Genomic DNA, 12,900 nt, shown 5'->3' with positions numbered 1-12,900 from the left:
TAAACAAGGCGCATATTATGATTATTGATTGCCACGGCCATTACACCACAGCGCCGGAACCATTACAGTTGTTCCGCGAAGCGCAGTTAAAAGCGTATAAGGATGGCAAAGCATTGCCTGAAGTGCCGCACATCAGTGACGAACAAATTCAGGAAAGTATCGAAAAGAACCAGCTGCGACTGCTGATTGAACGCGGCTCAGATATGACTATTTTTTCACCCCGAGCATCCGCTATGGCCCATCATATTGGTGACGAGGCGGTCTCAAGGCAGTGGACCAGCGCCTGTAACGACCTGATCAAACGGGTTGTAGATCTGTACCCTCAGCATTTCATTGGCGTGTGTCAATTACCGCAGTCGCCTGGCGTGCCGATTAAAAACTCCGTCGCAGAACTGGAGCGGTGCGTAACAGAACTGGGTTTTGTAGGCTGTAACCTCAACCCGGACCCATCCGGTGGTCACTGGACTTCCAAGCCGCTGACCGACAAAAGCTGGTACCCCTTTTATGAAAAGATGGTAGAGCTGGATGTGCCAGCCATGATCCATGTCTCCGGTTCGTGTAACGAAAATTTCCATGCCACCGGCGCCCACTATATGAACGCCGATACCACTGCATTTATGCAGTTATTACAGGGCGACCTGTTCAAAGACTTCCCGGACCTGCGCTTTATTATTCCCCATGGTGGTGGTGCGGTACCTTATCACTGGGGGCGCTATCGCGGCCTGGCAGATATGCTTAAGCAACCGCCGCTGCGGGAGCACCTGATGAAGAATGTATTCTTCGACACCTGTGTTTACCATCAACCAGGTATCGATTTATTGTTTGAAGTCATCGATCTCGACAATATTCTGTTTGGCTCCGAGATGATTGGTGCAGTACGTGGCATCGACCCGGAAACGGGTAACTACTTCGACGACACCAAGCGCTACATTGACGCGCTGGACTTAACCGACGAACAACGTAAACAGGTTTATTCCGGCAATGCACGCCGGGTTTATCCGGGCCTGGATAAAAAGTTAAAAGAGCTTGGCATTGGCTGATAATTAGCCACGGGCACACCGTCAGGACCCAATGGTGTGCCTGTCCTTTATTTTGACGACAGTTTCGCTTTCTTCTTATCACGAACCCAAATTACTGAGCCATTTGTTTTCTTCATTTCGAACAAATCTATGGCCATAAATAAGTCACTGAGCTTTTTAAAGCCATAGTTTCGCTGATCAAAGGATGCGTGGTTAGAAATATGGTTGCCGATAGGGCCCAGTTTGGCCCAACCGTCGTCTTCGCTAACTGCATCGATGGCTTGCCTGAGTAAATTCATTAGCTTTGTATTGCTTTTAAGGTTTCCTTCTGGCTTCTGTAGGAGAGTAGCCTGTTGATTTTCAGTATCCAAGTACAAAAACCTGGAGCAACTATTCACGAATGGTGAGGGGGCTTTACGTTCGCCAAAACCAATTACGAATTTACCATCGGCAAGACATCGGGTAACAAGTGGCGTGAAATCGCAATCCGAAGATACAAGACAAATAGTATCAACGTCTTTGGTGTAAAGGACATCCATGACATCAATCACAAGCGCTATGTCCGTTGCGTTTTTGCCTTTTGTGAGATCGAACTGCTGTATTGGCTGAATAGCATAGTCCAAAAGCAGATCTTCCCAAGGCTTTAGGGTCTGGCTTTTCCAATTGCCGTATGCTTTTCTGATATTAACGACGCCATATCTGGCAAGCTCAGACAGAACTTTATCTATTTTCGCCGCCGGTGCATTATCAGCATCAATAAAAATAGCTATCTTTTCTTTATCTTGCATGTTCTTCCTTTGAACTGTAGTAGGTTTGTCAGACCTAATATTTGTACAATTGTAGCAGCCTCAAACCACCACTACCGTATGATTGGAGAAACCGGAGATTAGTCTTATATAACTAACTATCTGTACGCCGTGACGCCCCTCCCTAAATGTTAAATCCCCTTTTCTTTTTGATTGATATTGATTGAAGATGATTTTTTGTGTAATTTGTTTCAGTATTGTTAACAGGGGATAGTCTAAAAGGCTGTCTTTGCTTTTGCCGTTATGTCGGCCTTGTTCGTTGGGAGCCTCTAATGCTGAACGCCGTTGTGGATATTGGTAAAACTCATATTAAGTTGCTGGTGCTCGAGGATGCTCAGCAGCAGGCTTGCTTTACCAGTAAAAATGCACCGCAGGAGGGGCTTTACCCCCATGCCGACACAGATGCTATCTGGCAATGGTTATGTACCACATTAAGCGCTTATCCGCGCACCGCCGAAATTGCCGCGCTGGTGGTTACCACTCACGGCGCCACGGCGGCGCTGGTGAACCATAACGCAAAAGACCGCAATACAGCACTGGTGCTGCCGATAGTTGATTACGAGTTTGACGGCGTGGAAGAGTGTAATAGCGATTATGCTGGCGTTCGTCCTGATTTTTCTGAAACCCTGTCGCCGCAATTACCTGCAGGGCTTAATCTCGGACGGCAATTGTTCTGGTTACAACATAAGTTTGCTGATGAGTTTGCCAGTGCTACCCATATTCTTATGTACCCGCAATACTGGGCGTGGCGACTGGGCAGCGAGCCGGCCAGTGAAGTAACGTCATTAGGCTGCCATACAGACCTGTGGCAACCGCAGGGGCAGGACTATTCTTCGCTGGTTGACAAGTGTCAGTGGCGAAAGTATTTTCCGCCGTTGCGAAATGCCTGGGACGAGTTGGGTTGTGTGAGTGAGCCAGTGGCTGAGCAAACGGGGTTATCTGCAACCTGTAAACTCTATGCCGGGATTCACGACAGCAATGCGAGCCTGCTGCGATATCTGCCAGCCGATAATGACAGTAACCAGACGCTGAACGTAATTTCCTCCGGCACCTGGACCATTATTATGCAAACGAACCGGTCGGTGGATAATCTGAAAGCGGCCCGGGATACACTGGCCAATGTGGATGTTTTTGGCCGCCCGGTTAATTGTGCTCGCTTTATGGGCGGGCGTGAATACGAAACCATTTGTCAGCTCCTCGGTGGCGATATCAGCATGGGAGCAGAAGTCGAGTCTATTCAGCAGGCTATTGATGAACGCTGGATGGTTACTCCTGATTTTAGTCAGGGCAACGGGCCTTTTGGTCATGCCGAACCGGCTTTACTGTGCCCGGATAAGCCGCCGTCGCCGCAGGCTATTGCAACCTTGTACTGTGCGTTAATGATCGATCAGCGCCTGAACGACCTCGACGCCAGCGGGCCGGTGTACATCGAAGGGGCGTTTTTGAAAAACCCGGTGCTCTGTGAGTTGGTAGCTCAACTTCGGCCCCATCAACCGGTGATGCTCTCCTCGGATAATACCGGCACGGTGATGGGCGCCGCCGCGTTGATGGACTTTAACCACCGGCAGCAACAGGTCACCGACCTTGTGCCTTGCACAACGGCTACCTTTAACCAGCTGGCCCAGTATAAGGCGCAGTGGTACTACGCTATTGCTAGCCGTGCTGCTCAGTAGTAATCGTAATGAATCATCACAATCAATCATATTTTAGCTTTTATGATTGATTGTGAACAAATAGGTGACTATATTATCTCCCTGAACAATATTGATTATAAGGGCAGTATAATGCTTGAAAAGCAGCGTCATCAGCTGATTCTGGACATTCTGGATGAAAGTACCTTTGTTAGCGTGAGAGACTTGTGTAGTCAGCTGGACTCCTCTGAAGCCACTATTCGCCGCGACTTAAACAAGCTGGCTGATGCCAGAAAAATTAAGAAAATTCGTGGTGGCGCGCAGGCGCTCGACGATCGTGCTGTTTCTAATATTAAGATTTCCGGTAACGCCTTTTTAGTCGACAGAGAGCGTAATACCGACACTAAACGCATGATTGCCAAAGCGGCTACCGAACTGTGTGAAGACGGTGAGGCGATTATAATTAACGGTGGCTCTTCAACCTTTATGATGTCAGAGTTTCTGGCTGAAAGGCGGATGAATATCCTCACCAATTCCTTTGTACTGGCCCATGAATTACTGGAAAACAGCCAGAATCAGGTGACCTTGCCTGGCGGCGAGGTGTACCGTAAGCAAAGCATTATTCTCAGTTCCTTTGAAAACGATACCACGCAAAATTATCGCGGCAGCAAAATGTTTATGGGCTCTCCCGGCGTCAGTGAATTCGGCGTAATGGAAACCGATCCGTTATTAATTCTGGCTGAGCAAAAGCTAAGAAAACGGGCTGACAAACTGATTGTACTGGTGGATAGCAGCAAAATAGGCATTAAAGGTAACCTTATCTTCTGCGGGCTGGATGCGGTGGATACCATCATTACCGACAGTAATGCTGATCCGCAGGCACTCGATAAAATTCGCCAACACGGGGTGAATGTTGTGGTGGTACAAGCCTGCGGGTAATCCCCCACACCCATTCAATACCATGTATAGAAGGCCGGCATCGCCGGTTTTTTTATGCCCGCGATATCCTTTTGTGATCACCGACAAGGGTTATACTTAAAATTAATGTAACTAATTTGTTACTTTGTGATTGAATTTGATTGACATAGATTGGTATGGATGTATATTGATTTTTATATTGATGGTTACATGCAATATAAAGCCAAATTCGATTTATTGATTTCACAGGACACTGTTATGCCGTATCAGCCGGATGAGTATCAACACGTAAAATATTTATGGGAAGACCACATTGCCGACGAGCTAAGCCCCGTCGATAACCTGGTCTACCGCTCAAACAAGCTGGGAGAAGATCAGCGCATCACCAATACCGGGGGCGGTAATACCTCGGCTAAGCTGATGGAAACTGACCCGCTCACCGGCGAGCAGGTTGAAGTATTGTGGGTAAAAGGCTCCGGCGGTGATTTGCGCACATCCACCCGGGAGAACTTCTCTTCACTGTACGAAGGCAAGCTGCAGGCGCTGGATGAGGTATATCAGGCTTATCCTGATAAAGGCTACAAATCTGCCGGCGAAGACCGTATGGTGGGCATGTTTAAGCACTGTAACTTTTGCCTGAACCCGCGTGCCTCATCCATAGATACGCCGCTGCACTCCATGATTGATGAGAAACATGTTGATCACCTGCATCCCAATGCCGTGATTTCGGTGGCGTCCTGTAAAGATCAAAAAGCGCTTACTGAAACCATCTGGTGCGGCAAGCTGGCGTATGTACCCTGGATGCGTCCGGGCTGGGAAGCGGCCAGACTCTGTGAAGAAACCTACGAGGAAAACCCGGATATCGTGGGTATTCTGTTAGGACAACATGGTCACACCAACTGGGCCGGCGAGAGTAAGAGTTGTTATGAAACCTCGCTCTGGGTGATCGAAACGGCTGCTCGTTACATTGAAGAGCACGACAAGGGCGAGATGACCTTTGGCGGGCAAAAATACGCGCCACTGGATGAAAGCAGCCGCACCCGCCTGCTTACCGAGTTCCTGCCGGTTGCCAGAGGCATGATTTCCACCAAGGTGAAGTTTATCGCCACCGTGCAAACCGACGACGCTACCTTACGCTTTGTAAACAGCGTGGATGCGCCAAGACTGGCTGCCCTGGGCACTTCTTGTCCGGACCATTTTCTGCGTACCAAAATTAAACCATTACTGGTGGATTTTGATCCGCAAAATGACGATTTCGAACAGCTGGTCGACAAGTTTAAAGCGGGCTTGCAGCAATATCGCGAAGACTATATTGCTTATTACGAAAGCTGCAAACACGAAGATTCTCCGGCTATGCGTGACCCCAGCCCCACGGTTATTCTTATTCCTGGCATCGGCATGATTGCCTGGGGTAAAAACAAGAGTGAGTCGCGGGTGACGGCCGAGTTTTATAACTGTGCCATTGAGGTAATGCGAGGCGCAGAAGCCATCTCTGAATACACAGCGCTGCCTGCACAGGAAGCTTTTGATATTGAATACTGGGCGCTGGAAGAGGCCAAACTGCAACGTATGCCGACAGAAAAATCGCTGGCTCGCGATGTGGTAGTGGTGATTGGCGCCGGTGACGGAATCGGAAAAGCGACGGCCCACCGCGTTGCCAGGGAAGGCGCCCATGTGGTGTGTGCGGATCTGAATTATACCAATGCTGAGAAAACCGCCGCCGAGCTTACCGAGATTTATGGTCAGGGCATTGGCGTGGCAGGTTCGGGGATTTCAGCTTGTGGACCGGCAATCGCCTTACAGGTGGATATTACTAAGCGGGAAACGGTTGAGGCCTTGTTCTCTCAGGTGCTACTGGCGTACGGCGGCATTGATAAAGTGATTGTCACCGCCGGTGTGTTTGTAGCGGAAGGCACAGACATGGCCAAGAACGACCAAATCTTTGATTTAAGTTTTGGTGTGAATGTTAAAGGCGGTTACGTGGTGGCCTCTGAAGCGCAGAAAATCTGGCAGAGCCAGGGGCTTAAAGGCGCTATGGTACTTACCACCAGTGTTAACGGCGCGGTCTCCAAGAAAGGCTCGCTGGCTTACGATACCAGTAAAGCTGCGGCCAACCATCTGGTGCGGGAGCTGGCCGTTACGCTTTCGCCGCTTATTAATGTGAATGCACTGGCGCCGGCAACTGTGGTGCAGGGCAGTAACATGTTCCCTCGTGACCGGGTGATTTCATCGTTAACCAAATACAACATTGCGTTCAGCGCCGATGAGTCAACCGAGGCACTACGCAATAAACTGGCTGAGTTTTATGCTCAGCGCACCCTCACTAAGCAGCCCATAACGCCGGACGACCAGGCCGAAGCTGCGTACCTGCTGATTTCAGGGCAGTTAAGTAAAACCACCGGGCAGGTGATCAGTGTGGACGGTGGTCTGCACGAAGCCTTCTTGCGATAGGAGTAACCGACTATGTTAAGACGCATCGATGAAGCACTGATTAACCGGGCGAATCAGTCACTACTCAACGAACTTGAGGCTGACTACGCGGCGCTGGGCGATAAGCTGGCGCGGCAGAATATTGATATTGAAGCCATCACCCGCAGCGCGGCAGATTTTCAGATTGCCGTACCGTCCTGGGGCACAGGTACCGGCGGTACCCGCTTTGCGCGTTTTCCTGGCACCGGCGAACCACGTAATATCTTTGAGAAACTCGAGGATTGTGCCGTGATCAATGAGCTTTCGGGGTGTACCGACAGCGTGTCGCCCCATTTCCCCTGGGACAAAGTGGATGATTTCAGTGAGCTCAAACAAACGGCCGATGAGTACGGGATAAAATGGGTTTCCGTAAACTCCAATACTTTCCAGGATCAGCCTGGTCAGGAACACTCCTACAAATACGGCAGTCTGAGTAACACCAGCAAGGAAGCCCGTGAACTGGCTATTCAACATAACCTCGACTGCATCGGCTATGGCCAGCAGTTAGGCGCGAAAAGCCTCACGGTATGGGTTGGCGACGGCTCTAATCATCCTGGCCAGCAACATTTCCAACGCGCGTTTGAACGTTACCTGGCCAGCATGGAACAAATCTATAAAGGCCTGCCGGATGACTGGGAAATGCACATTGAGCATAAGATGTTCGAACCGGCATTTTATTCCACCATTATTCAGGACTGGGGCTCCAACATTCTGGCTGCCATGCAGTTAGGGCCTAAATGTAAGTCGCTGGTCGATTTGGGTCACCATGCGCCAAACACCAATATTGAGATGATTGTGTCGCGCCTGATCCAGTTCAAAAAGCTCGGTGGCTTTCATTTTAATGACAGCAAATATGGCGACGATGATCTCGACAGTGGCTCATTACATCCCTATCAGCAGTTCCTCATTTTTAATGAGCTCGTTGATGCTGAATACCGTAAGGAGCAGGATTTCAATCCCGCCTACATGCTCGACCAGTCACATAACGTAACTGATCCGGCCGAAAGCCTGATTAACTCTGCCATCGAAGTGCAGCGTTCCTTTGTTAAAGCGTTACTGGTTAATCGCGAGGCGCTTTATGGCTATCAGGAAGATAACGACGCGCTAATGGCGTCGCTGGAATTAAAGAATGCCTTTAACCTGGATGTGTCGCCCATACTGGCTATGGCCCGTTATCGCAAAGGCGCAGCAATTAACCCGCTGGCGGTGTACCGCAGCAGTGGTTATCGCAGCAAAATGGCTGAGTTACGCCCACGGGATCCCAATGCCACCGGCTCAGGTATTGTGTAACCGTGTTTCCAAGCCAGCCTGATTGCCCTGTTAACCCAACGGCACGGCAGTCAGGCGACTTTTCTCCGGTTATTCAACGGTTTCACTGAGACATTAGGCGCATACTGCCGCAGGCGTCAAAATTTCCGGTATCCTTAGCGTTGTATCAGATGTAACCAAAGTCAGCCCATTCGCGTTATTTAAAAGGGGAGCCGTTAATGCGATTGAACCAATGTTTTAATTTTCATGATTTCAGAAAGCTGGCGCAAAAGCGACTGCCTGGCCCCATCTTCAACTATATCGATGGCGGCGCCGACGACGAAACCACTTTGCGTCGCAACAGCGATGCATTCAGAGAATGCGATCTTATCCCCCGTGTGTTAACCGGTGTGAAAGATATCGATCTGAGCGTGGAAGTGATGGGTCAGAAGCTCGACCTGCCGGTGTATTTATCGCCCACCGCATTACAACGCTTGTTCCACCATCAGGGAGAGCGCGCGGTAGCCGCTACGGCCGAAAAGTTCGGCACCATGTTTGGCGTGTCGTCGCTGGGCACGGTAAGTATGGAAGAGATTGCCCGCCAATACGATACCCCGCAGGTTTATCAGTTTTATTTTCACAAAGACAGGGGCCTGAACCGGGCCATGATGGAACGGGCTAAAGAGTCCAACATCGAAGTAATGATGCTAACGGTAGATTCCATTACCGGTGGCAACCGGGAGCGGGATCTCAGAACCGGCTTTTCCATTCCGTTTAAACTCAACCTGGCCGGATTATGGCAGTTTGCCAGCAAACCTGCCTGGGGGATTAACTATATCACCCACGAGAAGTTCTCTTTACCGCAGCTTGAAGCGCACATTGATATGGGCGGCGGCAGCAGTTCTATCGGCGATTACTTTACCAATATGCTCGACCCTTCTATGAACTGGAAAGACGTAGAAGAAATGGTGAAATTCTGGGACGGCCAGTTTTGCTTAAAAGGGATCATGAGTGCCGATGATGCGCGCCGTGCCGTAGACATTGGCTGTACCGGCATTGTTATCTCTAACCACGGTGGCCGGCAACTGGACGGCTCTCGTAGCTCATTCGATCATCTGGCCGAAATTGTTGATGCCGTGGGTGATAAAATTGATGTGATTTTCGATAGTGGCGTTCAGCGCGGTACTCACGTGTTAAAAGCGCTGGCGCTGGGAGCAAAAGCGGTGGGTCTGGGCCGTTACTATTTGTATGCTCTGGCGGCCGCTGGTCAACCTGGCGTAGAGCGGGCCATGCAGCTGATGGTGGCAGAAATAGAACGGGATATGCGCCTGATGGGCTGCAGTAAAATCAGTGAGCTTAATCGCCACCACGTCCGCTTTAGATAATCTGTTACAAATTAAGCACCTGAACTCATAACCGGTGAGTATTGGCAAAGCGGTTTAAGTGGTAAGCTGATGCTTTGCCTATTGCCATTGGACGGAGCCAAAATGAAAACTCGCTTGCAGCTTGGCGGTATTGCCGCAGTAGTCTGTGCGCTGTGTTATATCATTGGTTTTACCATGATACTGGTTGTCATGCCGGACATTAATATTGATGGCGAGCAGCGTCTGCAGGCCATTCTCTCAGAACCTCGCCTTATTCAGAGTTGGTACTTTATTATTTTTGTGGTGTTTGGCGTGGCGTTGCTGTTGCTAAACCGCAGCCTTTATCGCCCGGCGGGCGAGGAAAGTGGCCAATGGCAACTGATAGGCGCGCTGATAGGATACGTTTGGGCCGCTTACGTGTTTGCTATCGGCTTTATTTCGGTGCTTACCATCGAATATCTTACTTACCTGACACCCACCCAAACCAATGAAACCTGGCCGGCTATCCTGGCGATTCAGACGGGCCTTGGTGATGGCGTAGAATGGATTGGCGGCATCTGGATGCTGGTGATCAACGTTAGTCTGTATCGTCAGCGCAGTGCGCCTCGGGCCCTGAGTGTAGCGGGAGTCTTAACGGGCGTGATTGGTATGTTAACCCTGTATCCGCCGCTGGCCGCTGCGGGCGGTGCCTTCGGGTTGCTGCAAATTGGCTGGTTTGGCTGGCTGGGGGGCTTGCTCATCAAGCAGAAAGTATCTGTTCTACCAGCTTAGCAACACGCGGTAATGCGTGGCAGATTGCTCAATTTTAACCTGCCATTGCATTACCGACGCAATTCGCTGCACCAGATACTGGCCGTGTCCCAGCCCCTGATAGTAAGGCCGTGAAGGCGAGTCGGTCAGCGGGTTTTCAAATACCACATGTGCTGACTGCAAATAAATCCGCATACCGCCGCCACCGCCATGGTAAAAGCCGTTATTGATCAGATTCTGGCACAACAAGGAGATTAAGTAGGTGTTGCCCGGCAGGGTAAAGTTGTCGGGGAGTTCAATGTCGGCATTAAACGTCTGATCGGGGTAAATCTGGTACAGCGCCAGTAACCGCTTTTCAAGAACGGGTAGTAATTTAACCTCGCTAAACTGCAGGTTTTCCTTACGCGCCAGTGCCAGCAATACCTCTACTGTTTGCTGTAAGGTATTGGTAGCTTGCTCAATTAACTGGCGCTCGGCCGGATCGCTTATGAGATTGTCATTGATAGCCAGGGTATTCTTCAGCAGTGTGATAGGGGTACGTAATTCATGGCTCACATCGCGGGTAAAATCCCGCTCCCGTTGCCAGGCTTCCTGGAGTTCAGAATAAGTATTCTTGAACGAATTGGCTAATTCGCCGATTTCGTCCTGACGACGTTCGCCGCTAATCTGACAGGGCGTATCGGGTGACTGCTGTTTAATGGAAACTGACAAGCGCTGAATAGGCTTGGCCAACCGGGAGGCCAGAAACCAGGTGCTGAGAATCGCCAGGATAATGGCCGCCAGCGAAACGCTAAACAGAAAAACCTGGTAAATGCTGGCAAAGTTAGCCAGAGGCAGAAGCTCATTAGCCTGCACCATCACGCCCCGGGCCGGGATATCAGGCAGTGTAAAAGGCTGAAAGTAAGCCGCTTCCTGCCCGGCAACCGTAGCAACATTATCGCCATAAGTGCTCGGTGTGAGCTTACCGGGGAGCTCGCTGTCGCGGATAATAACAGTGAATGCTAAGGAAGAGGGAGACAATGCACTGAGCTGGCTATTGTCTGCCCAGTTTTGTTCAAGCTGCGCAATTTCCACGCTCAGTAAATGGGAGGCAACAATGTCCTGGGTCACCTCCATAAACAGCATACTGAGGCGGGTATAAAATAAGCCAATGATTAGTACCAGGGTTCCAAACGCAATAAACAACTGCGCCTGAATGCCTTTAAACTTCATTATCATCCAGCCCCTTTAGCTGATAACCCACGTTACTGATGGTGTGTAACAGGGCCCGGCCGCTGGCTTGCTCCAAGGCTTTGCGTAACGTATACATGTGTGATTTCAGCGCGTTACTCTCGGGTGGGTCGTCGGCCCAGATATGACTGATTAAGTCTGAACGACTTACCGGATAAGGGTAGTCACAGAGCAGTTTATGCAGGATCTTAAAGCCGATACCGGTTACCGGAATAACCGTGCTTTGCCAGTTGACGGTCATGGCCCGGGTATCCATGGTCAGCGCTCCCTGGGTTACTGTGGTATCGGTGTGTAGTTGCGGACGTCGTGCCAGGGCTTCACAGCGCAGCGCTAACTCACGTAAATCAAAAGGCTTTGTGAGATAGTCGTCGGCGCCCTGACCAAACCCTTTGGCTTTGTCGGTAAAGGCATCACGAGCGGTGAGCATTAACACCGGCACCACTTTGGTGGCTTCTGCCTTTACGCGCTTACACACTTCCAGGCCGTCTATATCAGGCAGGTTCAGATCAAGGATTATAACGTCAAACTGACAGTTTAATGCCTGCTGAACACCCTGCTTGCCGGTGGCAGCAAAATCGACCAGCCAGCCATGGCCTTCCAGAAAATCAACAATCTGCCGGGCAATGGCCAGGTTGTCTTCGATTAATAAAACAGAAATTGATGTTGCCACAGTCCGGCGCCTTTTAAGTCTGTTGCTCTAGTATGTTACGCAAACCTTAGCGTGGCAACGGTCAAGGCAGGGTGAAAACCCGCTAATTGTCAGGTCGGATGTTTTAACGCTTGTATTCAATGCTGATTTTACTATCATTTTGAGCATTATCAGGCTAATCAGAATCAGCGCGTGACCACCTACTTATACGTTGGCAGCAGTACCGAAAAACAGGACGTTGACGAGCAGGCTCAGTCCTTAATCAACAAGTACCCTCACGATATTGTGGTGCGCGAGCCTAATGTCGATCCCGGCGCAAAGCCCAAACTCAACCGGCTGTTAAAGCGCTTAAAGCGGGGGGATCGGCTGATTATTCACGATGTGTCCAGGCTCGGGCGCAGCATTCGGGCGGTTGCGGCGGTTACTGCTGACCTTGAACGACAGGGTATTATGCTGATTGTTGATAATCTGGAGTCGGTAGCCGGCCCGGCACCGAATATTTATGCGTTGATTGCCAGTGCCGCGCAAATAGATAAAGACCTGCTGACCGACCGGCAGGCCATTGGTATAGCCAAAGCCCGGGCTAAGGGTAAGTACAAAGGCCGTAAAGCATTGCCGGCAACGATTATTAACAAGGCCAATAAACTGATTGCTAAAGGCATGAAGAAAACAGAGGTCGCCCGGCAGCTTAATATTGGTGAATCTACTCTGTACAAGTACCTTGCCGCCCAACGTCACAAGGGCTAGCGGAAAGCAGACCCGTCGGTAAGCTTTCAGCCGGTTATTTTCTTTCAGCCATCTCGTTTTTAAAATTCT

Annotated in this window: 11 protein-coding genes; 8 read left to right on the top strand and 3 right to left on the bottom strand. The window is 50.2% G+C overall.

The window, feature by feature from the left end:
- Positions 1-17: 17 nt before the first annotated feature.
- The gene (locus tag AC566Q_RS23910; protein WP_105932968.1) at positions 18-1,040 is read left to right on the top strand and encodes an amidohydrolase family protein; all 1,023 of its coding nucleotides are present in this window, start codon (positions 18-20) and stop codon (positions 1,038-1,040) included.
- Positions 1,041-1,087: 47 nt separating this feature from the next.
- Here the strand turns inward: AC566Q_RS23910 and AC566Q_RS23905 are convergent, their stop codons facing one another.
- Positions 1,088-1,807 carry an NYN domain-containing protein gene (locus AC566Q_RS23905; RefSeq protein WP_105932969.1) on the bottom strand — a complete coding sequence of 240 codons (720 nt, stop codon included), beginning with the start codon at positions 1,805-1,807 and terminating at the stop codon, positions 1,088-1,090.
- A gap of 290 nt (positions 1,808-2,097) precedes the next feature.
- Here AC566Q_RS23905 and AC566Q_RS23900 point away from each other — a divergent pair, with 290 nt between their 5' ends.
- The 6 genes from AC566Q_RS23900 (at position 2,098) to AC566Q_RS23875 (ending at position 10,226) form a co-directional block, all read left to right on the top strand.
- On the top strand, positions 2,098-3,498 hold the full coding sequence (locus AC566Q_RS23900; RefSeq protein ID WP_499611984.1) for an FGGY-family carbohydrate kinase: 1,401 nt from the start codon (positions 2,098-2,100) through the stop codon (positions 3,496-3,498).
- Positions 3,499-3,609: 111 nt separating this feature from the next.
- Positions 3,610-4,395: a DeoR/GlpR family DNA-binding transcription regulator gene (locus tag AC566Q_RS23895; RefSeq protein ID WP_105932976.1), complete on the top strand. Its 786-nt coding sequence runs from the start codon at positions 3,610-3,612 to the stop codon at positions 4,393-4,395.
- A gap of 159 nt (positions 4,396-4,554) precedes the next feature.
- Positions 4,555-6,825 carry a bifunctional rhamnulose-1-phosphate aldolase/short-chain dehydrogenase gene (locus AC566Q_RS23890; RefSeq protein ID WP_499611983.1) on the top strand — a complete coding sequence of 757 codons (2,271 nt, stop codon included), beginning with the start codon at positions 4,555-4,557 and terminating at the stop codon, positions 6,823-6,825.
- A gap of 12 nt (positions 6,826-6,837) precedes the next feature.
- The gene (gene rhaI, locus AC566Q_RS23885) at positions 6,838-8,133 is read left to right on the top strand and encodes an L-rhamnose catabolism isomerase (RefSeq protein ID WP_105933301.1); all 1,296 of its coding nucleotides are present in this window, start codon (positions 6,838-6,840) and stop codon (positions 8,131-8,133) included.
- Positions 8,134-8,330: 197 nt separating this feature from the next.
- Entirely contained in the window at positions 8,331-9,476 is a 1,146-nt protein-coding gene (locus tag AC566Q_RS23880; protein WP_105933300.1) for an alpha-hydroxy acid oxidase, read from the top strand.
- 102 nt (positions 9,477-9,578) lie between these two features.
- On the top strand, positions 9,579-10,226 hold the full coding sequence (locus AC566Q_RS23875) for a hypothetical protein (protein ID WP_499611981.1): 648 nt from the start codon (positions 9,579-9,581) through the stop codon (positions 10,224-10,226).
- Here the strand turns inward: AC566Q_RS23875 and AC566Q_RS23870 are convergent.
- Together AC566Q_RS23870 and AC566Q_RS23865 are read right to left on the bottom strand one after the other, a co-directional pair.
- Positions 10,215-11,417, bottom strand: coding sequence for a histidine kinase dimerization/phospho-acceptor domain-containing protein (locus AC566Q_RS23870; protein ID WP_499611979.1), 1,203 nt, complete (start codon positions 11,415-11,417; stop codon positions 10,215-10,217). The two genes, AC566Q_RS23875 and AC566Q_RS23870, sit on opposite strands and share 12 nt — an antisense overlap.
- Positions 11,407-12,105: a response regulator transcription factor gene (locus AC566Q_RS23865; protein WP_499611977.1), complete on the bottom strand. Its 699-nt coding sequence runs from the start codon at positions 12,103-12,105 to the stop codon at positions 11,407-11,409. The genes AC566Q_RS23870 and AC566Q_RS23865 overlap by 11 nt, the downstream gene beginning before the upstream one ends.
- A gap of 171 nt (positions 12,106-12,276) precedes the next feature.
- Between AC566Q_RS23865 and AC566Q_RS23860 the strand changes: the two genes are divergently transcribed.
- Positions 12,277-12,831, top strand: coding sequence for a recombinase family protein (locus AC566Q_RS23860; RefSeq protein WP_105933296.1), 555 nt, complete (start codon positions 12,277-12,279; stop codon positions 12,829-12,831).
- Positions 12,832-12,900 lie beyond the last annotated feature (69 nt).

This window comes from Alteromonas sp. H02 (assembly GCF_059682525.1).
The sequence above is the reverse complement of the archived record's forward strand: the minus strand, read 5'-3'. Positions and strand labels throughout refer to the sequence as shown.